Raw genomic sequence first — 23,492 nt, 5'->3', positions numbered from 1 at the left:
TTTATAGATGCCCTCCCCGAAAGGCGGAACAATCTGTAACTGTCTTTAATGTGCTGCTGCCAATCAGGTTTCTGTTTCCGCGTGGAGTCAGATTTCTGTTTCCGCGTGGAGTCAGATTTCTGTTTCCGCGTGGAGTCAGGTTTCTGTTTCCGCGTGGAGTCAGGTTTCTGTCTCCGCCGCCGCTGCCGGCAGCCGCAGCAGCTGCCCTCTGCCGCGCGCGAACCGCACAAATTTTAAAATTTAATCAAAAAGAGGATTGCATTTAAAAAAAAAAAAAAAAAAAAAAAAAAGAGAACCGGATTTTTAAAAAAATAATCAAAAGAAAATTGCAATTTAAAAAACGAAAAATGAACATACCAAATTGACAGAATAAACTCTTCAAAAGTTGAATCCAAAAAAAAGTAAAAAAATAAAAAGAATGAAAAAAATTAAAACACAGAGATAGAAGGAGAGATGTAAGTGTCACCACTTACAAATCTTTCGTTTTTGTTTTTTATTTAGATGAAGTCAATGATGTCTCTGGAAGCAGACAGAGTAGCATCTTTACTTCTGATTGAGGCAGTGTTCATCGTAGAAGTTGCTGCGGAGAATCCGCCGATCTTCTGCTGAACGCCTGTCATAATTGCCATAACTCTGACACGGCCTTCGTATTCTTCAAGAACGCGCGCGCCGATTGTCACTTTTGCTTCATTTGAAATTTCGTATGTCAGCTGTTCGCCGATTTCCATGGCTTCTTGAAGACTCATGTCGGGGCCGCCGGTGATGTGAATGAGACATCCGGTTGCGCCGCGATAGTCGACGTCGAGAAGCGGGTGGTTGAGCGCCGCTTTGACAACTTCCTGGCTCTTGTTCTGGTTCTTGGATTCGCCGACCATCATCACAGCGATTCCGCCGCAGCCCATTGTGGCGCGGACGTCGGCGTAGTCGAGGTTGATGAGTGAGTAGTCCGTAATTGTTTCCGTGATACCTTTAACGGTTTCGGCAATGAGCTGGTCCATAACGGAGAGAGCCTGATCGATCGGAAGGTTGGGGACGTGAGCCAAAAGTCTCTGATTGTCCAAAATAACGACTGTGTCAGCTGCTTTTTTCAATGCTTCGACACCGTCCATTGCTTTCTGAGAACGAGATCCTTCAACTTTGAAGGGAGTTGAGACCATGCCGATAACGATTGCGCCCTGTTCTTTTGCAACTTCCGCAACGACGGGTGCGACACCTGTACCTGTTCCGCCGCCCATACCGGCTGTGACGAAAACGAGGTCAGCATCTTTTAAAACAGATTCAAGAGTTCCGCGAGCGAGTTCGGCTGCTTTTCTGCCGATTTCGGGGTAACCGCCTGCTCCGAGACCTCTTGTGAGAGTCTTACCAATCAAGATTTTTTTGTCAGCGCGGGTTCTGTCAAGATCCTGCTTGTCAGTGTTAATACAAATGGTTTCAGCGTTTTCAACACCCATGTTGTAAAGACGCTTGATTGTGTTGTTTCCGGCGCCGCCGCAGCCGACGATAACGATTCTGGGCTGGCCGAATTCATCGAATCCGCCGTCGCCTTCGGCGCCTGAAACGGATTTTTCCTGTTCTGTGTATTTTAATGCTTCTTGAATGATAGACTGCATATACGAAAACCTCTTTGAATTGTACGATTTTGTGTGAATTATGTACGTTTTTAGATTATTTTCATGTACCGATTAAATGTCGGTCGGCCGAAGTTTTTACGCTTCAAGCATATTTCGAGGAAGATTCGAAATTTTGAAAAGCAAACTTTGCTGATAACATTTGATAGGTGTGGCATTAAATATTGAAAGTGTGGCATTTTTGGCTGCGGCATCAAGCGATGCGAATAACGACAATGGCAGCCGAAATTAAGCAAAACCTAGCATATGAAAAATGTCGTATATCATTTTTTATAAACGAAATCTTGGCATCTATGATATGCTAAACGTCACTATGTGTAAAGCTATATTATTTCGTAATAGTATATAAGCCTATTGTAAAAAAATGAGACCGAACAACATGATATTTTTGATAGATTTTCGACGCGAAACCGGGGTATTTCAGAGGCAGTCGTCTCCCGTAAAAAGAAAGAAAAGAAAGAATAATACGAGAAGTATAATGTATGACATGCAATCGTTTTTAGATTACTTAAAGTCAGATTACCGACACTCTTTTCCGACAATCCGCCATTTATTTTCTGTCAACACGGAGTCCATTTGAACATCTGTTTCTTCCTTTGGAAGTTCATCTGCCATTTGAATTTCAAAGCAGATTCCGACCAAATGCATACCGCTGCGGCAATTGCTGCGATGTAAATTACGGCAATGTAAGTATTTGTCGTAAAATCCTGCGCCGTACCCGATGCGGTTGCCGCATTCATCAAATCCGACGCCCGGAATAATAAAAAGAGATTTCTCATCAGGCTCGGCCGCAATCGGATGTGCCGGCTCTGAAATGCCGAATCCGGCTTCAACCAGATCCGAAAAACCATGAAGCTGCGTAAAAAACATTTCGCGATCACGCGTCACGGGAACGAAAACGGGTTTGTTGATTCCGAAACAATATTCGATCAGCGGCCTTGTATGAACTTCATTCCGGACATCTAAATAAGCGAACAATGAACTGCTTTTTTCAAACAGATCGGATCGGATCAGCGCATCCGTGATGGTTTTGCTTTTTTCAATCACCTCTGCCTGTGTTAAGCTGTCACGCTTCGCGCGGAGAAATTGGCGGAAATGATGTTTCATAATTATCACGATTGGATGAAATGATATTGAATGAATTGAGAAATAAAATCAAATGCTATTAAATCTCTGAAATTTAAAATCCGTATCCGTGAATGACCTTAATGTTTAATAAATTTTTGATTATCTTGATATTTTTTCAATTTTTTTTGATTATTTTGACATTTTTCGGATATTTTTTTAAATTAATTTTTAATGATCGAAACAAAAATTTTTAAAAAATTGAACGTATATTTAAATAATTAAACGTTCATTTGATAAATTTACCGAAAAATCAAAATTTTAAACACTTATTCAAAAAATGAAAAAACGAAACAAGAGAAACATAAGGAAGTATTACAGGATGAACAGCGAAAATCAGGAAAATTTCGAGGAAATGAATCAAACGATTGATTCGGGCAATCAAAACAGCCGAACATTCGGAGCAAATGAAAGAAGAGCGTCTCAAAAATCGGTTATCGCGGATTATCGAAAAGAACAGATATTTGACGCCGCAATTTTAACGCTTAATGATGTCGGCTACCTCAATGCAAGTCTTGCTAAAATCGCGAAGCAGGCAGACATAAGCCCGGCTTTAATTCCGTATTATTTTCAAACAAAAACAGAATTGATCGAAAAACTGCTTCATATTTTGCTTCAAAAGCAGGAAAATTATGTTCATGAAAAAGTTGCTCAAGCGCAAACGCCTTTAGAAATGCTCTATATTTACATTCGCGCTTATTTGACCTACTCTGAAGAATATAAAAGAGAAAATGACGCGATGATGGAAATTATTTACAACGGACGCGATGAAAACGGAACGCCGTATTACAAAATATTCGGAACCGATGAAACCGATCTTTTGGAAAAAATAATCGAAGCCGTTCAAAGAAAAGGCGGGTTCGCCGAAACCAATCCGACGTTTTTGGCAATCATGATCAACGGCGCTGTCCGCGGATATACGATGGATCCGAACGCCGATGAAAAACAGGATTATGAAACATATTGTGATGAGTTGATTGAAACGGTCAGCAAATTGTCCGGATTTTCGAAGAAATATACGTATGAACCGATTATTCAGTAAATTTTTCATAAATTTAATAGAACATACAAAAATTAGTGAAATATGAAATTCAATGAAACACTAAATTAACGAAACGGATGATGAAAATTGTAAAAAGTTGTAGTCATATCAAAACAATTTCGGAACCTATATATACTGATTTTAATTAAGTTGTTAATGTAGAGAATTGCCTTGGTAAATTTCTGCATCTCCCTGAATGTCGGCATGCAGGGAAAACAAAATAGCCGAACAATAATTCTCTCCGCTCGCCAGTATGCGGGGAAAAGAAATGGCTGGCGATAGATGACTTCGGCTTTCAAATAAAGAAAGCCGAATTATAATTTTTTGGAGATTTTATTGTGATAGGCAATGTTTATTTTATTTCTCACAACTTCTTTAATAATTTCAAAGGGTTAAACCTTCAAGAAAATAAACCATATCAAAATCAAAAACAAACTGGATATCGACCATTTTTATGTGTCATGTAGGACCGTTATAACAGTAATATTTCATGGATGGTTCCGCTTTCAACTGAAGATATGAAATACAGATCCCTCATGAATAAAATGATTCAAACCGGTGGAAAATGCGACAAAATATACATTTGCGATTATAAAGGAAAAACAAACGCTTTTTTAATGCAAAATATGTTTCCGATTACTGACAATTACATTTACGGAACCCATAAAGATTAGTCGGGAGTTCCGTACAGAATAGATAATAATGATTTAGAAACAGTAATTAAAAAAGCAAAAAAACTTCATAAAGCATACAAAGCCGTTAAAAAACAAATTAACAAAAACCCGACCAATTTAATTTACGTTGATATTGATTACATATATGAAAAATTAAATAATCAATATCCTGAGAAATTATCATAATTAGAAGGACAAATCATATTAGAAGTGCAGGGAAAAACCCTGCACAATAACGATAATTAATGCGAAAGATGGGAGTCGAACCCACGAACGTCTACACGACCAGGCCCTGAACCTGGCGCCTTTGACCACTTGGCAACTTTCGCATTACGATTTTATTTTTAAAAAACAACTGTTTTGAAAAACAGCAACTCATAAAGAGTCGGATTCTTTTTAAATCTTATTGTCAGAAATAAAAACAAAAAGGTTGAGAACGGAATAAAACGGAATGAATTTTTTATTATTGTTGTTACTGCCCGAAGTTTTTCGTCCGACAGCAGCTGTCCGCCGCCGCGCGCGAGCCGTTTCGTTTTTACAAATATTTTACAACCGCCCCCGCTTTTATTATATTTACATTCAAAAAGAATGTCAAAATTTATTCAAAAATCAACAATCAGACAAAATTATTAAATGAAAGACAAACGAATTCAGCATGCAATTAAATTTTGAAAATAATAATTCAAATAAAATAAAACAGAATGAAAAATAAAAATGAAATGAAAATAAAAAAGTGAGAGAAATGGACACAATGGAAGCCTTATACACCCGCAGAAGCGTCAGAAAATATCAAGACAAAGCTGTTCCCGCTGAACTTGTTGAAGAAGCTGTTAAAGCCGCAATGTTTGCGCCGTCTGCTCGAAATCAGCAATCCTGGGAATTTATTATCATTGACAAACCGGAACTTATGAACGAAATTCCGACTTTCAGTCCGCACGCGGCAATGGCAAAAGGCGCGTCAATCGGCGTTTTGATTTGTCACAACAAAGATTACGATGTCGCCGAAGGATTTTTCCCGCAAGATCTGGGCGCTGCCACGCAAAATTTACTTTTAGCGCTTCACGCCGAAGGGCTCGGCGCCGTTTGGACAGGCGTTTATCCCCGAGAAGATCGTATGGCAGGATTTGTGAAAATGTGCAATCTGCCCGAAAACGTGATTCCGTATTCGTTTACAATTATCGGTTACCCCGAAAAAGAGCCGGAACAGCCCGACCGATTCAAAAAAGAGCGCGTCCGTTATAACAAATGGTAAACAAGAATTAAAAATACAAACTAAAAATACCAAACAAAAAATACCAAACAAAAAATACCAAACAAAAAATACCAAACAAAAAATACAAACAAAAAATACAAACAAAAAAGAAGTAAATAATACAAATTAAAAAATACAATAAAAAGAAAATAAAAGTGCAGGTTTTGAGCCTGCCATTTTTATTTTATAATTAATTTTACAATTATTCAAAAAAAATGAATATTGAATTAACTCAATTGAACTGAAGAATGAAATTACTCGGTCACTTCCCAGCTGATTTCAAAAATATCCGGCTTTTCGCTGTTGTATTTTTCCGTATGCCATTTGTCGTGACCGGAAATGATAAACATTTTGTGAACTTTATCTTCACCGTCTTTAAAGAAAAGATTGATTTTTTTGTATTCATCGGGGCAGTGTCCGAAAACATGAATGCGGTAATGGTAAATAATGCCTTTATCTCTTTCAAGCTGAATATTTTGAATGCCCGGAATAACGGATGAAAGGTCTCTGTTTCCGTCCATCACAACAGCCGCTTCATTATCCATATCACGGATAACGCTTAAAACGCCTTTAATCATATTTTCGTCAGTCACTTTTGTAAAATTGCATTCCTTATCAAAAGGTCTGGATTGGTCATCGTTTGTCATTGTTTTTCCTCCTATCGGATATGTTTTTTGCATTATATTTCATAGATTAAAATATAAATTGCATATTATTAAATGAAATTTAAGTATATAAATAATATTATAATTAATGTTTTGAAAAAACAAAAAAAATGGAAACATGATTTCAATCAAAATACTTTATTTCAATCCCATGTTCTGAATTAAAAGTCGGAATCCAAAAGAAACAGGATTTCATTCAATCCCATGTTCTGAATTAAAATTGAAATACGAAAATTCGTCGGCGTATGGTTAGAATCTCAATCTCCTCCTTTTTTCGCTTCGCTCAAAAACTCGTCGATTGAGGGTCGGCATTTTGTTTTTTCTTCAATTTTTGGATAAACCCAAACATCCATTTTCTTTAATTTTCAATAAACCCGAACGCCCCTTAAAACCTGAAAATAAAAGAATCTTTAAAAGAAAAAACGGCGTTCGATTTTTGTTTTAAATTTGATAAAACCGATGTTTGTTTTTTGATTGAATAAATGAAAATATCGAATACCGCCCCCGCAAGTTGAGTTTCCGAAGCGAAGCGGAGGAAACGAGACTTGGCGGATTCTTACACGACGAATCAAAACCCCAATCCAGTTTCTTCAGTTTTTATCTCTCAAAATTAAAATGGAAATACGAAAATTCGTCGACGTATGGTTAGAATCTCAATCTCCTCCTTTTTTCGCTTCGCTCAAAAACTCGTCGATTGAGGGGCGGCATTTTGTTTTTTCTTCAATTTTTGGATAAACCCAAACATCCATTTTCTTTAATTTTCAATAAACCCGAACGCCCCTTAAAACCTGAAAATAAAAGAATCTTTAAAAGAAAAAACGGCGTTCGATTTTTGTTTTAAATTTGATAAAACCGATGTTTGATTTTTGATTAAATAAATGAAAATATCGAATACCGCCCCCGCAAGTTGAGTTTCCGGAGCGAAGCGGAGGAAACGAGACTTGGCGGATTCTTACACGACGAATCAAAACTCCAATCCAGTTTCTTCAGTTTTTATCTCTCAAAATTAAAATTGAAATACGAAAATTCGTCGACGCATGGTTAGAATCTCAATCTCCTCCTTTTTTCGCTTCGCTCAAAAACTCGTCGATTGAGGGTCGGCATTTGGTCTTTTCGTCAATTTTTGGATAAACCCAAACATCCATTTTCTTTAATTTCGATAAATCCGAACGCCCTTTAAAACCTGAAAATAAAAGAATCTTTAAAAGAAAAATGGCGTTCGTTTTTTGTTTTAGATTTGATAAAACCGATGTTTGATTTTTAATAAAAAATTAATAGAAAGTCCAAGCAACATCCCCGCAAGTTGAAATTCCCGTAGCGAAGCGGAGGGAATTGAGACTTGGCGGATTCTTACACGACGAATACAAACAACTTATTCCGCTTTTCTAAGTCCAATTAAAAATGGAAAGTGTAAAACAATCCGGATTTGCAGTGGGAGGGAGGTTTATGTTGCCGATGGGAGGGAGGTTTATGTTGCCGATGGGAGGGAGGTTGCTGTTTCCGAGCGGAGGGAGGTTTCCGTTTCCGGTTGGAGGGAGGTTTGCATCCGAGTCGGACGAAGCGTCCCAAGCCGGCAGGTTTGCAGCCGCGGCACAGGCAGCAGCCTGCCGCCGCCCGCGCGAGCCGCACAAACTTTAACAACCAAAAAAGAGGAGGGACATTTTAAAAACCAAAATAATTGAATCTCAATTTTTCAAAAAAATAAAGTAAAAAAGAATGAAAATGAAAATAAAAAGAAAAGAAAAGAAAAGAAGTGAACGAAAAAGAAAAAATGAAAAGAATTGAATGAAAAAGAAAAAATGAAAAGAATTGAATGAAAAAGAAAAAAATGAAAAAAAGAAATGAAATGATGAAGATTACTCTTCATCTTCCGCCTTTGCTTTGGGCGGCCTTCCTCTTCTTTTCTTCGGCTCTTCCGCGTCTGCGGTTTCCGTTACCGTCTCTTCGATGTCCATGTCGACATTGTCTTCCCAATCTTCATCGGGCTCGGCGGTCGCGTCTGCCGTTTCAGCTTCAAGCAAATCTTCGGAAGACACCTTAACAGAACCGGCAGATCCGGATCCGGCAAGCTCCGCCTTGTCGGCGGCATTCTTTTGAGATCTGGTTCGAACCGTTTTCTTCTCAACCGATTTCGCAAGCTTCGGGTCGTTCGGATCAATCGTTTTGGCAATCAAGCGAATATCGCCTGTTCCCATCTTGATCGGCTGGCCGACAATAACGTTTTCAGTGACACCCTGAAGCTCATCCACATTACCGCGCATACCCGCGTCAAGCAAATGATTCACAGTCACTTCGAAAGCCGCTCTCGCAAAAACACTGGCCTTCTCGCCTGAAATACCGTGACGACCAATCTGTTTGACTTCACCGTCGCTTGTCATCAAGTCAGCCACAAGCATAATGTGACGAATATCAACATTCAAACCCTGTTCACGAAGCGTACTTGTCGCTTCCGTAATAATCGCATTTCTCGCCGCCTCAATACCGAAAACAGAGAAAATCTCACTGATATTATTTGTCGTCGTACGCGTCATGTCAACACCCGTAATGGTAATGACATCTTTCAAAGCAGAGCCTTCCGTGTACAAAACATATTCCTCAGTGTCGCTGCCCTTTCTCAAAACGACACGCTTGATATCCTCAATGCCTTTCAAAGTGATATCATTGATCTTCTTCGTCAGCTGAAGCAAATCGCGGTAGCGCTGATCCTTCGGCGTCAAATCAATTTGGAAATTCTCCTCACTGACCTCAACCGTCGCATCCGGAATCTTCTCCTTAAACTTCTCGGCGATTTCCATGAAATTCATATTTCTTTTATTCATCGCCTTTTCATTGATATTGATCACGATTTTCATCTGCGCCAAATCCGTCGTCACAGACGCGATATGGTCGATCTTCGTCGCTTCAATATCCCAGGCAACCGCCTGCGCCTTGTCACGATCAAAAGCATAATCCTGTTTACCGTTTTCATCCGTCAAACTTGAATCATTCTTCAAATAAATCGTCATCGTCGGCGTACTCGGAATCTTTCGCGCGTCCACGATTTCAATCAAACGCGGCAAACCGAGCGTAACGTTGATTTCAGCCACACCGGCGTAGTGGAAAGTTCTCATGGTCATCTGCGTACCCGGCTCCCCAATCGACTGCGCCGCAACCACACCGGCCGCGTCACACGCTTCGATTTGAGACAACTTGTAGCCGACCATGACACGGTCAATGATCTCATCCATTTCCTTATCCGTCACACCGACAGCCAAAGCGTCAGCATGAATCGTTTTCACAATGTTTTTCGGAAGCGGCAAATCCTGTAATCTTGCCTGAATATCAGCATCTTTCATTTTTGCCATGATTACACCTCCCTTCCCGTAACGTTTCTGAAAATTCTGTGAATCGCCTCAGGCTTTGCGAAGTCACTCTTCGTCGGGTCAATACCGTCTTCACCGTACATGAACTGGATCAAAACACCGCGCGTGTCACGAACCGTGTAGTCAGGCTGAACTTCCAAGTCCTGCAACGCACTGACCAAACGGCGCTGCAAATAACCGGACTGAGACGTACGAACCGCAGTGTCGACCAACCCTTCACGACCACCGATAGAGTGGAAGAAGTATTCGGTCGGATTCAAGCCGTCCTTGTAACTCGACTTCACGAAACCGTGCGCGTCAGCGCCCAAATCGCCGCGTTCAAAGTGCGGCAATGTTCTTTCGCGGTAACCTCTGTTGATACGAGCCCCTCGAACGGCCTGCTGACCGACACAAGCAGCCATCTGCGTAATGTTCAAAATCGAACCTCTCGCACCCGAGCGCGCCATCATAGCCGCCGGATTTTCAAGACCCATGTGCGCGTCGGCAATCTTACCCGACTTGTCACGAGCGCGGCCGAGTTCCTGCATGATACGCATTTCAATCGTTTCATCAAGCGTTCTTCCGGGCAATGGTTCAAGCTCTTCATCTTTGTAAGCCTGAATCAGCTTCTGAACTTCCTCTTCAGCGTTCGTTAAAACCATTTCAATCTGCGTTTTCGCTTCTTCCGGGATGTCTTCATCGGCAATACCGAATGAAAGACCCGTTCTCATAACAGCGCGGATTGCAAGTTTCGTCACATCGTCAACGAACTGCGCGCCGCGAGTCGTGCCGTACTCTTTAATAATCGTGTCCAAAATCTGCGCTTTGAACGCGCCCATTGCCGTTTCATCAATCGTTCCGGCAATCAATTCACCGTCTTCGATAACGACATAAGCGTCATTCTTCAAGTCCTCTTCCATGTCTTTTGTACCGACATTGGAAGAGAATGAAATATTGAGACCTTCGGGGAGAATCTGACTGAAAATCTGCTTTCCGGTCCAGTATTCTTCACCGTTATCATCAATACCTGCAGGCGCGGGCAATTCACGAATATCTGTTTTTCGGAGCAAGTCAAGCGCATCGTCTTTGTTGATGCGGCTTGTGACAGGATTGTCTTTTCTTGTCAAAAGGAACATACCGGAAATGTGGTCGTGAATACCGCCGACGATCGGACCGCCGAAACGCGGGGACAGGATGTTTTCCTGAACCTGAAGCAAAATTTTCGCTTCCGCGCGGGCCTCTTCGGTCTGAAGAACATGCATGTTCATTTCATCACCGTCAAAGTCAGCGTTGTAAGGCGGACAAACGGCCGGATTCATACGGAAAGTCTTGCCGTCCAAAACCTTCACATTGTGCGCCATAATACTCATCTTGTGCAAAGACGGCTGACGGTTGAACAAAACAACATCGCCGTCGCGGAGGTGTCTTTCGACGATCCATCCGAATTCGAGTTTTTCGCACAGATCTTCCTCATTGATGTCCGTAATCTTGATACGGCCGCCGTCGGAACGAATGACGTAGTTCGCGCCCGGATAGTTGGCCGGACCGCGGCGGATGTGCTCTTTCAGGAAATCGATGTTGCGTTCGGTCACATGTTCCGGAATGGTCAGAATGAGCGCAATCGGGAGCGGCACGCCGACTTCGTTGATGCTCAAGTCCGGATCCGGAGAAATAACGGTACGCGCGGAGAAGTTGACACGTTTACCGGACAAACTGCCTCTGAAACGGCCTTCCTTTCCTTTCAAACGCTGGGAAAGCGTCTTGAGCGGGCGGCCCGATCTGTGTCTGGCCGGCGGAATGCCTGAGACGGAGTTGTCAAAGAACGTGGTCACGTGATACTGCAAGAGTTCCCACAAGTCTTCAATAATGAGCTGGGGCGCGCCTGCGTCTCTGTTTTCCTGGAATCTCTGATTAATTCTGATGATGTCGACTAACTTGTGCGTCAAGTCGTCTTCACTGCGCTGACCGGATTCAAGCGTGATGGACGGGCGAACCGTTACCGGCGGCACCGGCAGAACGGTTAAAATCATCCATTCGGGACGCGCGTTTTCGGGGTCCATTCCGATGACGCGAATATCTTCGTCCGGCACGTTTTCAAAGCGGTCTCGAATTTCAGTCGGCGTTAAGCGTTCGCCGTTTTCGATATATTCGGTCGGCTTCTCGAACTTGATGTCGTTTTGATCTGCGTCACAGTACGGACATTTCTTTACCTTGGCCGCTTCTTTGTAAACTTCATTGATCAAATCATCGGGCATGTGACCGATTCCTTTGACCGCTTCAAGCTGCGCCAAATAATCTTCTTTCTGCGCGTCGTTTAAAAGCAACCGGCTGCAATTGCCGCAAATGGAGCGGAGCAGCTTGCGGATGGTTTTGTTGAAACCGACGTGAATGACCGGAACGACCAATTCGATGTGACCGAAGTGGCCGGGACATTCGCCTGCCTTGGAGTGGCAGGTTTTACATTTCAATCCCGGGTCTATCACACCAAGACGCGTGTCCATGAGACCCATCTCGATCGGGAAACCGTCTTCGTCGTAAGTGTCTGCGGTAATGACGTTGGTTGCGCTCATGTTTCGGATTTCTTTGGGAGAAAGTAAACCGAACTTAATGGCCGAAATTCTTTTCGGGATCTGCTGAACTCTTCTTGACATCATGATTACACCGCATCCTCAAGTTCCATTCTCGGCGCAACGCCGAGGGATTTGATTTCATCAAGCAGGAGCTTGAAGGAATAACTCATTTCAACAAGGTAAATGTCGGTGTCAGCACCGCAGTTGGGGCAGACGGCCATGTTTCTCTGCTTGTCAAATGTGGCAATCATACCGCAGTTGCTGCAGACATACTCTTCATCCTTGTCGGACTCTTCCAATAATCTTTCTTTCAGACACATCGCAGCGCCGTGGCCGACCAAAACGTCACGCTCCATTTCACCGAAACGAAGACCTCCTTCTCTCGCACGTCCTTCCGTCGGCTGTCTGGTAAGAACCTGAACGGGACCGCGGGATCTGGCGTGCATTTTTGAAGTGACCATGTGGTGCAGTTTCTGGTAGAGAATAACGCCGACGAAAACGTCTGCCGGGATCATTTTTCCGGTCACGCCGTCATAGAACACTTCTTTGCCGGTGTGGGCGAAGCCGTACTGCTGAAGCGTTGCTCTGAGCTTTTCTTCGTCGTCACCGTTTTCTTCGGCTGCGGAGAAAGCTGTCGCGTCAATGCGGCGCCCTTCCATGGAACCGACTTTTCCGCCGATCATTTCGAGAACGTGCCCGACAGTCATACGGGACGGGATTGCGTGCGGGTTGATCATCAAATCGGGTGACAAACCGGATTCGGAAAACGGCATGTCGGCGATGTTGACTTTGAGGCCGATAACGCCTTTCTGACCGTGTCTGGATGCGAACTTGTCACCGATATCGGGAACACGCTCGTCTCTGACTTTGACTTTCGCAAGTCTTGTACCGTTGATGGATTCGGTTAAAATAACGTTGTCAACGACACCTTTTTCGTTGGAGCGCATGGTAACGGAACTTTCACGTCTCTGCTGGCTGAATCCGGAATCAAGGCCGCCCGTGTTTTCTTCAAGGAAACGGGGCGGGCTGGTTTTACCGATCAGAACCGCATTCGGCGCGGCATATGTTTCGGGGTTGACCAAACCGTCTTCATCGAGTTCGGCGTAAGATTCGGCGCTTCTGGCACCGCGATATTCGGAGTCGGGAATTTCGAATTTGTCTTCCTGACCGCCCGGATAGCGGCGTTCTTCGCCTTCAAAAGTTCGAATAAAGTGGCTGCGGCCGAGACCTCTTTCGATAGAGCCTCTGTTGAAAACGAGAGCGTCTTCAATGTTGTAGCCTTCGTAAGAAAGAATGGCGACAACGAAATTCTGACCGGCGGGTCTGTCATCGAATCCGATGGACTCGCAGGTCTGCGTGTAAGTCATTGCGCGCTGCGGATAGTGCAGAATGTTTGCGCGCGTGTCGGGTCTGAGCTTGTGGTTTGCTGTTGAGACGCCGATACACTGCTTGATCATAGCTGCGCCCATTGTACAACGCGGGGCTGCATTGTGTTCCGGATACGGAATCATACCGGAGCAGATACCCAAAATCAAATCGGGTGAAAGTTCCATGTGCGTGTGGCGTTCGTTTAATTCTCTTTCGCGAAGGGCAACGTATGCGTTTTCTTCTTCTTCCGCGTCGAGATATTCGATCAAACCGAGGTCGATCAAATCTTCGAAATTCAATTCGCCGGTTTTGAGTTTTTCAACGTGTTCTTCCGTGACGAGAATGCCGCCGTTTTCAACGATCAAAAGCGGTCTTCTGGCGCGGCCGATGTCGGCTGAAATAATAACTTCGCCGGTGTGTTCTAAGTAAGCCACATTGACCTGTTTTGAGAAGTATCCTTTTCTTCTCATTTCGCGGATGTTGGAAACAAGCGTCAGCGGATCGTCGTGCGTTCCGATGAGTTCGCCGTCCAAGAAAATTTTAGATCTGTTCATCATTCGTCAATTCCCCCGTCGTAGTCGATGCCGCCTAAGAAATCGTCATCCATGTCGTCTTCCTTTTCGGCCGGCGCGGCTTCTGCTTCAGGAATCGCGTCTTCGTCTTCGCTGAATTCGCCTTCGGTCTTCTTAATGCCGATTGCCTTTTCTTCGAATTCGCTTTCGAATTCTTCTTTTTCGGCGCTGTCGTATTCGACTTCAATGATTTCGGGCTGGATAAACTGGAATTTCTCAACGCCTAAATTGTAAAGCGCCTGTTTGATGGGTTCCGTGTCGTCGACGCCGGTTGAAAGTTCCACCATTTCGGCAAAATTCTTCACAAGACCGCAGTTCGGACCTTCGGGAGTTTCCGAGGGGCAGAGGCGTCCCCACTGTGTCGGGTGCAGGTCACGCGCTTCGAAGTGCGGCTGAGCGCGGGAAAGCGGTGAAATCACACGGCGAAGATGGGAAAGTGTTGAGATGTGGTCGTTTCTGTCCAAAAGCTGGGAAACACCTGTTCTGCCGCCGACCCAGTTGCCGGTTGCAAGCGGGTGCTGTAAGCGGTCTGTCAAAACGTCGGCACGAACGATTGTCGCGACGTTGAGTTCACGGTTTCTCATGCTGGCGCGCTCCAACTGGTATTTGATGTCGCGGGAAAGTTTGTTAAAAGAGACACGGAAGAGATCTTCCATGAGGTCGCCCGCGAGTTTGAGGCGTTTGTTGGAGTAGTGGTCTTTGTCATCCTCATCGCGTTTTCCGAGCGCGAGTTCAAAGCAGGATTCTGCCATTCTAGCAAGGAAGTTCGCTTTTGAAATGCGGTCTTCGGGTTTGTCGCCGAGGTGCGGTAATAAATATCTGTCTAAAACGTAATTGGCCCGCTTGATCTGATATTCATGGGCTTGTCCTGCGGCAACGCGCATACCGATTTTTGAGATGGCGTCCTGCATTGTGTCAACTTCGGCTTCGTCCAAGTTTTCAAGCATGAATTTAACGATTTCCGGATCGGTTGAAACGGCGGTCACGACGTCCTGGTCAGTGACGATGCCGAGCGCGCGGATAAGTGTGATAAAGTTGAGTCTTCCGGTAATGGACGGGAAGGAGACTTCAAGCAAAGATTTGCGTCCGCGTTCAACGACCACGAGTGCGCGGTAGCCTTTCTTTTGTGAGAAGACTTTTGCGACTTCGATTTTGTCGCCGTAGCGCTCGCCGTATTCGGTCAAAATTTTGTTCGGCGCGAGGTCTTCAAGCGTCATGACGACACGCTCTGTGCCGCCGACGATGAAATAACCGCCGCAGTCGAGCGGGTCTTCGCCGTTTAAGATTTTTTCGTCATCGGACATGCCGACGAGGTTGCAGACCTTGGATTTGAGCATGATCGGAAGCTGTCCGATGTTTGCTTCAATCGGTTCGTCTTGTGTGTCGCGGTCTTCTTTGACGACCGACATTTCGAGGAACAGCGGTGCAGAATAAGAAAGGTTGCGAAGGCGGGCTTCGTTGGGATAAAGGCCTTCGATGGCTCCGTCTGCTTCTTTAACGACCGGTTTTTCGACGCGGATTTTTCCGAGCTTCAGATAGGTTCCTTCGATATCCGTCTCGATGATTTGCTGTTCATCTATAATTTTTTGAAGTCCTGTGTCCAAGAATTTATTGAAAGAATCAATATGATGCTGTACAATTTTATCTTGGGTGAAATAATATTTCGTCAGAACGCGTGTATCTAATGTAATAGTTAGCACCCTCTTGTTTGAGTTATTTTATTCGTCTGTCTGTTCGATTTTTGGATAGTATGTAAATAAATGTGATAGTCACGCGCTGCAGTTGCCTGCATTGCGGTTGTCTGCCTTGTTTTCTGCATTTGATTTGTTTTCTGCATTTGTTTTTTTACATTGGTTGATTGCTTCAGTTTGAATCTGTTTGATTTTGATAATTCCCGTACACGATTTGCCTTATGATTTCATATGCTTCTTTATGACTTCAAACTCGATTTGATTAATACATTCTATTGACACTCAATTATTGACACTTTTATTGTCATTCAATTCATCCAATATTGATATTCATTCAATTGATAAATAATCCGCAAAAAATAACAAGCCGGCAAACGACAATGATTAGAAAAGTGTCCGAGCCTGATTGTATAATTCAGCCCTTCCGTTACGGGAATGTTTGCTGTTATACGATACCGTGCTTCAGCGGTATTTTGCGGATGTATTATATTATGAGTTTTTTGGCGGGTCGGTGAAACGGGAGTGCGGGCGATTATTGATAGAATAAGATTCCCAAATATTTTTCAAACATATCAAAATAAACCAACATTTTTAAACAACGGCGTCGATGACAAGCCTGTAGTAGAAGGATTCGTCGGCGGTCTGGCTTTTGCGTGTGATTTTAATCACATCGCCGATTTTTGCGCCGATTTCAAGGACGATCGGGTCATCGAATCTGAGTTTCGGAAACTGTTCCTTGTCGATGGCGTATTTTTCAAGCAATACCGCCACTTCCTCGTCTCCGATAATTTCATGATGCGGGACCGATTCATGATCAAGAAGTTTAAATGTCAAATCTTTTCCTCCGTGAGAAAGATAGTAATCCATATTTGAGTGCTGCAGCCGCGAAACGCGGAAACGACAAATTTGAAATCATTTTGTTTTGTAAATCATTATTAGATTTTGAAAAATCATTTCGATTTTGAATCATTTTTTTGATTATATTTTGTTTTTATATATTTCACGTTATTTTCAATTTGAATGCGAAACGATACCGTCAAACATCAAATGAAAACAAAATGACAAAACGATATCATCATCAATTGTCAAATATGAAAAAAATGGCGGGCCCATAGGGATTTGAACCCTAGGCCGACTGGTTAAAAGCCAGTCGCTCTGCCTGACTGAGCTATGGGCCCCTTCCGTAAATTTGTTTGTCGTATCTGAAGCAGACCTAACAACATATTTGTTGTATTTATATGTTTTGCCCGAGCGGGCTTGTTTTATGTTTAGACGGCAGGTTAAAAGAGCAATGTATATAATAAAGAATTCAAATTAAAGAGTTTGCGTTTAAAAAATGTAAAAACTTAATAGGAAAAAGAATTCTATTGTTTTTTTCTGATTTAAAATAAAGATTATTGAATATTGTTGAATATTAAAATGACAATTGTATTGTTGAATATTAAAATAACAATTGTATTGTTGAATATTTGATAATTAAGATGACAATTATTTTGCTGAATATTTAAATGATAATTAAAATGAATAAAAGTTACGGAAACTTTAATAAAACCGTAACGGAAAATTAATTTTTGTGATTGAAAATGCCTTTTGAAATATTAGAAAATGAAGAGATGGCAACGGGCGTCCAAAAGATGGTGATTGACGCGCCCGATGTTGCAAGAGCCGCGAAAGCCGGCCAATTCGTCATTGTCCGCGCTTATGATGACAGCGAAAGAATTCCGCTGACGATTGCCGATATCGATACAGAGAGAGGAACGATCATGATGTCGGTGCAGGCGCTCGGCAAGGGAACGAAGCAGATTGCGAGGATGGAAGTCGGCGAGCATTTGGCAGACTTTGTCGGCCCCTTGGGAACGCCTGCCGATGTCAAAAAGATCGGAACGGTCATTCTTGTCGGCGGCGGCGTCGGAATCGCGCCGATTTATCCGCAGATCAAAGCTTATAAAGACGCCGGAAACCGCGTCGTGACAGTCATCGGCGCTCGAAATGAAGGGTTGCTGATGATGGAAAAAGAATTTGAAGCCGCAAGCGACGAGCATTATGTGACAACAGATGACGGTTCCAAAGGCCGCCACGGTTTTGTGACGGAAGTTGTCAAAGAACTTTTGGATAAACAAAACGCGGGCGAATACGAGCATGAAAGAATCGGGCGCGTTGTCGTGATCGGCCCGCCGATTTTGATGAAAGTCGCAACCGATATGATGAAGGATTATCCCGATGTTGAAATCGTGGTCAGCATCAATGCCATGATGGTGGACGGAACGGGCATGTGCGGCGGCTGCCGCGTTGTTGTCGGCGGCGAAGTGAAATTCGCATGCGTTGACGGTCCGGAATTTGACGGCAGATTGGTGGATTTTGACACGGTCATGAACCGCCTGATGATTTACAAGAAAGACGAGCTTGCCGCTTCGCAAAAATATGATGAAGAATGCGCAGGCGTTTGTTCACAGCTGGATTAATGAAACGATTAAATCAGCAATTTAACAGACAATTACAAAACAATTTTGATTTATCAACAAAACAATTTTGAGTTATCGCATTTAGGATTATTTTAAAGGATCAGGAGATTATGACTGCTGTTAAGAAAGAAAGACCCGGACGCGTCGCCATGCCCGAGCAGCCGGCAAATATTCGCCGGCACAATTTTGATGAGGTCGCGCTCGGCTATACGGCGGCTGAGGCGATTGCCGAAGCTTCCCGCTGCATTCAGTGCCGCGTGCCGCGCTGCGTGGAAGGCTGCCCGGTGAATGTCAATATTCCCAAATTTATCAAATTAATTGCAGACGGCGACTCGGAAGGCGCTGCCGAAAAACTGTTTGAAACAAACATGCTTCCCGCGATCTGCGGCCGTGTCTGCCCGCAGGAAACGCAGTGCGAAGAGCTGTGCATTCTCGGCAAGAAGAGCGAACCGATTGCGATCGGCCGCTTGGAGAGATATGCGGCTGACACGCTGAGATCTGTCGGCGGCAGAAGCTGTAAGATTGGAGACGGCACAGAAATCGTTGACGGCGTCCCGGAAGCGGGATGCTTGACGGCGCCGACCGGAAAATCCGTTGCGGTCATCGGATCGGGACCGGCGGGCTTGACGGCTGCGGCAGACTTGGCAAAAGCCGGTCACAAAGTCACGCTTTTTGAATCGCTTCATTTGCCTGGCGGCGTTTTGACGTACGGGATTCCGAGTTTCCGATTGCCTAAAAACATTGTTCAGGCGGAAATCGATGACGTTTTGGCGCTCGGCGTTGAGCTGAAAACGGATTACGTGATCGGCAGAATCAAAACGCTTGATGAAATCGCTGAAGAATATGACGCCGTATTTCTCGGAACCGGCGCGGGTCTTCCGAATTTCATGGGAATTGAAGGCGAAAATTTAAACGGTGTTTATTCGGCGAATGAATTTTTGACGCGCGTTAATTTGATGAAGGCTTATGAGCCTGATTCGAATACGATGGTTCGAAAAGGAAAACACGTTGTCGTTGTCGGCGGCGGCAATGTCGCGATGGACGCGGCCCGCTCGGCGCTTCGCCTCGGCGCAGAAAAAGTGACAATTGTGTACCGCAGAAGCGACGCTGAACTTCCCGCGCGCCGTGAAGAAATCGAGCACGCCAAGCATGAAGGAATTGATTTCTGTCTTCTCGCGAATCCGACAAGAATTATCGGCGATTACGGCGACGGAACGCCGCAGGGCAGAAAATTCGATGTCAAGGCGGTTGAATGTATTCGAATGGAACTCGGCGAGCCTGATGAATCCGGCAGAAGAAGCCCGAAAGAGGTGAAAGGTTCGGAATTTATGATCGAAGCCGATGTCGTTATTATTGCGATCGGAACGTCTCCGAATCCGCTGATTTACATCAATTCCCCCGATGTCGAGAAAACAAAGCGCGGAACGGTCGTCGTTGATGACGATTTAAGAACCACGAAAGAAAACATTTTCGCGGGCGGCGATGTCGTGACGGGCGCCGCGACAGTGATTTCAGCGATGGGCGCGGGAAAAAAGGCGGCGGCAGAGATTGATAAATATTTGATGGAAAAGTGATTCGCTTTTCATTCAATTCTTTTTTTCAATATTTGTTTCATTCGATTTTTTTCTTTTTCATATTTGATTGTTTGTTTCGCAGCCGCCGCGCGCGAGCTGCTTCATTTTTGTATTATCTTTTTTCAAATTGTCCCATCATTTTTAATTTGTTTTCACAATTAAACCTAAACATCCAATATTTCAAAATCGTTGACCTGAACGCCCGATAAAACCCTAATTTTAATTTTTTATATTTTGAAGAAAAGAAGGCGTTCCGTTTTTTCGAAAAATAAATTGAAAAATGATGTTTCAATTGATTTTAGATTGAATTAAATTTAAAAAACCGTCCCTCCAACGACGCGTTTCCGAAGCGCAGCGGAGGAAAGAAGGAGTTGGAGATTCTAACAATGATTCAACGAATTTACAGCTGCCGATTTTTAAATTTAAAATCTTAAATTAAAAGAGTCGGGATTGCAATTTTTAATTCGTATTGGAAAGAATCCGCCAAGTCTCGTTTCCTCGCTTTGCTCGGAAACTCAACTTGCGGGGGCGGTTTTTGAACTTTTCATCGTTTTTAATCAAAACGAACATCGTTCTTTATCAAAATCTAAAAAAAAGAACGAACGCCGTTTTTTTCTAAAAGATTCCTTGAATTTTGGGTTTTAAGGGGCGTTCAGGTTTATCGAAAATTAAAGAAAAGGCGATGTTTGGTTTATCCCGAAATTGATTGTTGTCTGTTCCGCCCGAGTGCCGTCCTGCAACTGTCTTTTGCCGCTGTCGGCAGCCGCAGCAGCTGCCGCCCCGCGCGCGAACCGCACAAATTTTTCAAAACAAAAAGAAACCAAACCCTTGATTTAAAAAATAAAAAGAAAACGAACCCTCGATTTAAAAAATAAAAAGGAAAATGAACCGCGATTTTAAACAAAAAAAGAAAAACAAAAAGAAAACAAATTTTCTAAAAAACAAGATAAGTTAAACCCGTCAATATTTATTTTTTTGAACTGACGGATAGAGTTATCTATGATATTTTGGCATTTATTATTCACTCATGCACATGACCATTAAAGGATTTGAGGTTAAAATGGATTCCCGAGACGAAATTTTGGAACAGATTGCCGCGCGGCACGAAAATGACGAACATCAGGAAATAATTGACGCGATATCGGAAATTCCCGAAAGCGAACGGGATTATGAATTGATATGCCTTCTCGCCCGCGCTTACAACAATATCGAAGACCACGAAAAAGCGCTGGAACTGCTTTTGTCCGTCAAAGAAGAAGGACAATACGATATTTTGTGGCATTTCAGAATCGGCTACGCCTATTATTACATGGACATGCTTGAGTCGGCCGAAAAAGCATTTGAACGCGTCTTAGAATCAGACCCCGAAAACAGAGACGCAATCGATTTTCTGGAATGGACGCGCGACGAAATCGAAGAAGCCGCCGAAATCAAACCGATGCAGGAAGAAAACGCGCTTGATCAAATGATTCATTGGCTTTCTCATGAAAACGAACTCGGCGCGGCACCTGCCGAAATTGAAAAAGTCGGAGAATTTGACCTTCACGGCAAACATTATTACATTTACAAATACAAAAAAACAAAAGAAGAGCCTTGGCTCATCGGTGTTTGCGGCGGCTACGGCAGGCGCGACTTGGACCATTGCGGACATGTTTTCAGCGAAATGGAAGAATATTATCCTGATACCGCCGAAGAAAAAGCGATTGTGCTCGTTGAAATGCTTCGCAAAGCTTGGATGGAAGAAGCCGAAAAAGAAATGAAAGAAAACGGCATCATCCCCGGTTCGAAGAAAAATGAACCGCGAAAAGGACCGTTTGCCGGATTTGTTTTGCTGAATTCTTACACCTTCAATCCCGAACAAATCAAATCCGTTTTGAAAAACGATTGGGACATTATTGTTCGTGAAATACCGAAAGATCCGGACGCGGCGGACGAAACATCCTTCATTTTTGAAATTGACGGAATGACTGCCGCCGTCAATTTGATTGAAGATTCCGTTCCGAACAAAGAAGCCGAACATTTTGCGGAAATGAATTACATGTGGCCGGAAGCAGCAGCCGTCACAAAAACGCATGTCGCGCAGATTCTCATAGCCGTCATCGAAAATGACCAACCGGCAATCGACGCGGGAATTTTGTTCACGAAAATCGCGGCAAGCTGTCTGAAATTGGAAAACGCAATCGGCATTTACACCGCAGGAACCGTTTTTCAGCCGGAATTTTACATTGATGTCGCCGGCCTGATTGACGGCGGCGATTTGCCGATATTGAATTGGGTTTATTTCGGCGTTTACACAAACGAAAGAGGAACGAGCGGATACACTTACGGTCTTCGGACATTCGGAAAAGAAGAAATCGAAGTCATCAACAGCACGGCAATGCCTGAAACAATTCATGATTTTTTGATTGATATCGTTTATTACATTTTATCCAACGACGTGACGCTTGAAGACGGCGAAACCATCGGTTTTACGGAATTTCAAAAACTCAAAATTACGAAATCGAAAGGAATTGCGCTTGACGGCTATACTTTGAAAATTGAATATTGAGACAGAAAAATCGGAAACATCTTTGATTATGCACAAGAATCAGATGACATGATTTCCGCCTCATTCTTTTTTATTTTTCTAATTATTTTTCTGATTATTTTTCTAATTATTCCGATATTTTACTATGAACTCATTTTTTGAAAAATTTCTAAAAACAAATATTTCCAACATTTGACCCCGAACGGGTCTAATTTTATGAAGACTATAGAATAACAACCCGAAAAGGTATAATATTTATAAAAAAGGAACCTAAAGGGTGTAAATTAACAAATAAAATAGAATAAACGACCGAAAGGGTATAAATTAATAAACACATTAGAATAAACAACCAAACGGGTATAAATTGAAAAACTCGAATAATATAAATACAAAACGGGTGAGATGATGGAAGACAGTCAGATTTATCTTTCAATGTATTTGAAAGAAGAAAGGAGAAAAGCGAAATTAACACAGGTCGAACTTGCAAAAAAAGCAGGCGTCGGCGTTCGTTTTATTCGCGAAATGGAACAAGGCAAAAAAACGCTTCGAATGGATAAAGTCAATCAAGTTTTAACTTTATTCGGAAGCGAACTCGGTGTTGTTCCGATGAATCGAGAAGAGTGGTTTGAGTGAAAACAATTCAAAGATAAGTGATTTGAATGAGACGGGCAAAAATTTACATGAGAGAACAATTTGCAGGAATATTAACCGAAGGCGGAGCTGAAAATTATATTTTTCAATATGATACGGACTATTTGAATCGAAAAGACGCAAAAGCTGTCAGTTTAACGCTGCCGCTTCAGAAAGCACCTCATGAAAGCAGAGTATTGTTCCCGTTTTTTGACGGGCTGATTCCGGAAGGCTGGCTTTTGGATATTGCAGAAAACAATTGGAAAATTTCAAAAAAAGACAGAATGGGTTTGCTTTTGACATGCTGCAAAGACTGTATCGGTGCAGTCAGCGTACAGCCGATGGAAGATTGAATGAAAAGAAAAGGAGAT

At 43.1% G+C, this 23,492-nt stretch carries 17 protein-coding genes, 2 tRNA genes and 1 pseudogene; 10 read left to right on the top strand and 10 right to left on the bottom strand.

All coding sequences use genetic code 11. From position 1 onward, the window contains the following. The first annotated feature begins 48 nt into the window (after window positions 1-48). On the top strand, window positions 49-237 hold the full coding sequence (locus MmiHf6_RS01310; RefSeq protein ID WP_316557912.1) for a hypothetical protein: 189 nt from the start codon (window positions 49-51) through the stop codon (window positions 235-237). 260 nt (window positions 238-497) lie between these two features. Here the strand turns inward: MmiHf6_RS01310 and ftsZ are convergent, their stop codons facing one another. Beyond that, window positions 498-1,610 carry a cell division protein FtsZ gene (ftsZ, locus tag MmiHf6_RS01305; protein ID WP_316557911.1) on the bottom strand — a complete coding sequence of 371 codons (1,113 nt, stop codon included), beginning with the start codon at window positions 1,608-1,610 and terminating at the stop codon, window positions 498-500. Window positions 1,611-2,147: 537 nt separating this feature from the next. After that, window positions 2,148-2,735, bottom strand: coding sequence for a 5-formyltetrahydrofolate cyclo-ligase (locus MmiHf6_RS01300; protein ID WP_316557910.1), 588 nt, complete (start codon window positions 2,733-2,735; stop codon window positions 2,148-2,150). Window positions 2,736-3,075: 340 nt separating this feature from the next. Between MmiHf6_RS01300 and MmiHf6_RS01295 the strand changes: the two genes are divergently transcribed. After that, window positions 3,076-3,795, top strand: a complete 720-nt coding sequence (locus tag MmiHf6_RS01295; RefSeq protein ID WP_316557909.1) for a TetR/AcrR family transcriptional regulator — start codon at window positions 3,076-3,078, stop codon at window positions 3,793-3,795. A gap of 920 nt (window positions 3,796-4,715) precedes the next feature. Here the strand turns inward: MmiHf6_RS01295 and MmiHf6_RS01290 are convergent. After that, a tRNA-Leu gene (locus MmiHf6_RS01290) sits at window positions 4,716-4,798 on the bottom strand. 413 nt (window positions 4,799-5,211) lie between these two features. On the opposite strand from MmiHf6_RS01290, the gene MmiHf6_RS01285 reads away from it, so the two are divergent. Further along, window positions 5,212-5,721 (top strand): nitroreductase family protein, encoded by a 510-nt coding sequence (locus MmiHf6_RS01285; protein WP_316557908.1) that lies wholly within the window; start codon window positions 5,212-5,214, stop codon window positions 5,719-5,721. A gap of 254 nt (window positions 5,722-5,975) precedes the next feature. On the opposite strand, the gene MmiHf6_RS01280 is transcribed toward MmiHf6_RS01285, so the two are convergent. Beyond that, the gene (locus MmiHf6_RS01280) at window positions 5,976-6,368 is read right to left on the bottom strand and encodes a hypothetical protein (RefSeq protein WP_316557907.1); all 393 of its coding nucleotides are present in this window, start codon (window positions 6,366-6,368) and stop codon (window positions 5,976-5,978) included. A 1,419-nt stretch (window positions 6,369-7,787) separates the two neighbouring features. Here MmiHf6_RS01280 and MmiHf6_RS01275 point away from each other — a divergent pair. After that, window positions 7,788-8,024 (top strand): hypothetical protein, encoded by a 237-nt coding sequence (locus MmiHf6_RS01275; protein WP_316557906.1) that lies wholly within the window; start codon window positions 7,788-7,790, stop codon window positions 8,022-8,024. Between the two features lie 524 nt (window positions 8,025-8,548). Here the strand turns inward: MmiHf6_RS01275 and rpoA2 are convergent. From rpoA2 to MmiHf6_RS01245, 6 genes and pseudogenes are all read right to left on the bottom strand, one after another. Continuing rightward, window positions 8,549-9,730, bottom strand: a pseudogene (gene rpoA2 / locus MmiHf6_RS01270) (DNA-directed RNA polymerase subunit A''); the annotation flags it as partial. Between the two features lie 2 nt (window positions 9,731-9,732). Continuing rightward, window positions 9,733-12,381, bottom strand: coding sequence for a DNA-directed RNA polymerase subunit A' (locus MmiHf6_RS01265; RefSeq protein ID WP_316557905.1), 2,649 nt, complete (start codon window positions 12,379-12,381; stop codon window positions 9,733-9,735). A gap of 2 nt (window positions 12,382-12,383) precedes the next feature. Further along, on the bottom strand, window positions 12,384-14,219 hold the full coding sequence (rpoB, locus tag MmiHf6_RS01260) for a DNA-directed RNA polymerase subunit B (protein WP_316558631.1): 1,836 nt from the start codon (window positions 14,217-14,219) through the stop codon (window positions 12,384-12,386). Next, a complete protein-coding gene (locus tag MmiHf6_RS01255; protein ID WP_316558630.1) occupies window positions 14,219-15,928 on the bottom strand; it encodes a DNA-directed RNA polymerase subunit B'' in 1,710 nt (569 codons plus the stop codon). The genes rpoB and MmiHf6_RS01255 overlap by 1 nt, the downstream gene beginning before the upstream one ends. A gap of 591 nt (window positions 15,929-16,519) precedes the next feature. Beyond that, window positions 16,520-16,762 (bottom strand): DNA-directed RNA polymerase subunit H, encoded by a 243-nt coding sequence (locus MmiHf6_RS01250; RefSeq protein ID WP_316557904.1) that lies wholly within the window; start codon window positions 16,760-16,762, stop codon window positions 16,520-16,522. 267 nt (window positions 16,763-17,029) lie between these two features. Then, window positions 17,030-17,106 (bottom strand) — tRNA-Lys (locus MmiHf6_RS01245). A gap of 405 nt (window positions 17,107-17,511) precedes the next feature. On the opposite strand from MmiHf6_RS01245, the gene MmiHf6_RS01240 reads away from it, so the two are divergent. From MmiHf6_RS01240 to MmiHf6_RS01215, 6 genes are all read left to right on the top strand, one after another. Then, the gene (locus tag MmiHf6_RS01240; RefSeq protein ID WP_316557903.1) at window positions 17,512-18,390 is read left to right on the top strand and encodes a sulfide/dihydroorotate dehydrogenase-like FAD/NAD-binding protein; all 879 of its coding nucleotides are present in this window, start codon (window positions 17,512-17,514) and stop codon (window positions 18,388-18,390) included. A gap of 110 nt (window positions 18,391-18,500) precedes the next feature. Beyond that, on the top strand, window positions 18,501-19,964 hold the full coding sequence (gene gltA / locus MmiHf6_RS01235) for an NADPH-dependent glutamate synthase (RefSeq protein WP_316557902.1): 1,464 nt from the start codon (window positions 18,501-18,503) through the stop codon (window positions 19,962-19,964). Between the two features lie 702 nt (window positions 19,965-20,666). Beyond that, entirely contained in the window at window positions 20,667-20,801 is a 135-nt protein-coding gene (locus tag MmiHf6_RS01230; RefSeq protein ID WP_316557901.1) for a hypothetical protein, read from the top strand. A gap of 223 nt (window positions 20,802-21,024) precedes the next feature. Beyond that, window positions 21,025-22,512: a DUF4261 domain-containing protein gene (locus MmiHf6_RS01225; RefSeq protein ID WP_316557900.1), complete on the top strand. Its 1,488-nt coding sequence runs from the start codon at window positions 21,025-21,027 to the stop codon at window positions 22,510-22,512. A gap of 384 nt (window positions 22,513-22,896) precedes the next feature. Then, on the top strand, window positions 22,897-23,124 hold the full coding sequence (locus MmiHf6_RS01220) for a helix-turn-helix transcriptional regulator (protein ID WP_316557899.1): 228 nt from the start codon (window positions 22,897-22,899) through the stop codon (window positions 23,122-23,124). A 47-nt stretch (window positions 23,125-23,171) separates the two neighbouring features. After that, entirely contained in the window at window positions 23,172-23,474 is a 303-nt protein-coding gene (locus tag MmiHf6_RS01215; protein ID WP_316557898.1) for a HipA N-terminal domain-containing protein, read from the top strand. Window positions 23,475-23,492 lie beyond the last annotated feature (18 nt).

It is taken from the genome of Methanimicrococcus hongohii, assembly GCF_032594095.1.
GTDB classification, from domain to species: Archaea; Halobacteriota; Methanosarcinia; order Methanosarcinales; family Methanosarcinaceae; genus Methanimicrococcus; species Methanimicrococcus hongohii.
This window is presented reverse-complemented; position numbering and strand designations above follow the sequence as displayed.

Excerpts from the sequence above, each read along its gene's own strand:
- MmiHf6_RS01280 (WP_316557907.1), bottom strand. The coding sequence starts at position 6,368 with ATGACAAACGATGACCAATCCAGACCTTTTGATAAGGAATGCAATTTT.
- ftsZ (WP_316557911.1), bottom strand. The coding sequence starts at position 1,610 with ATGCAGTCTATCATTCAAGAAGCATTAAAATACACAGAACAGGAAAAA.
- MmiHf6_RS01295 (WP_316557909.1), top strand. The coding sequence starts at position 3,076 with ATGAACAGCGAAAATCAGGAAAATTTCGAGGAAATGAATCAAACGATT.
- rpoB (WP_316558631.1), bottom strand. The coding sequence starts at position 14,219 with ATGAACAGATCTAAAATTTTCTTGGACGGCGAACTCATCGGAACGCAC.
- MmiHf6_RS01215 (WP_316557898.1), top strand. The coding sequence starts at position 23,172 with ATGAGAGAACAATTTGCAGGAATATTAACCGAAGGCGGAGCTGAAAAT.
- gltA (WP_316557902.1), top strand. The coding sequence starts at position 18,501 with ATGACTGCTGTTAAGAAAGAAAGACCCGGACGCGTCGCCATGCCCGAG.
- MmiHf6_RS01310 (WP_316557912.1), top strand. The coding sequence starts at position 49 with ATGTGCTGCTGCCAATCAGGTTTCTGTTTCCGCGTGGAGTCAGATTTC.
- MmiHf6_RS01240 (WP_316557903.1), top strand. The coding sequence starts at position 17,512 with ATGCCTTTTGAAATATTAGAAAATGAAGAGATGGCAACGGGCGTCCAA.
- MmiHf6_RS01265 (WP_316557905.1), bottom strand. The coding sequence starts at position 12,381 with ATGATGTCAAGAAGAGTTCAGCAGATCCCGAAAAGAATTTCGGCCATT.
- MmiHf6_RS01225 (WP_316557900.1), top strand. The coding sequence starts at position 21,025 with ATGGATTCCCGAGACGAAATTTTGGAACAGATTGCCGCGCGGCACGAA.
- MmiHf6_RS01285 (WP_316557908.1), top strand. The coding sequence starts at position 5,212 with ATGGACACAATGGAAGCCTTATACACCCGCAGAAGCGTCAGAAAATAT.
- MmiHf6_RS01275 (WP_316557906.1), top strand. The coding sequence starts at position 7,788 with ATGGAAAGTGTAAAACAATCCGGATTTGCAGTGGGAGGGAGGTTTATG.
- MmiHf6_RS01220 (WP_316557899.1), top strand. The coding sequence starts at position 22,897 with ATGGAAGACAGTCAGATTTATCTTTCAATGTATTTGAAAGAAGAAAGG.
- MmiHf6_RS01300 (WP_316557910.1), bottom strand. The coding sequence starts at position 2,735 with ATGAAACATCATTTCCGCCAATTTCTCCGCGCGAAGCGTGACAGCTTA.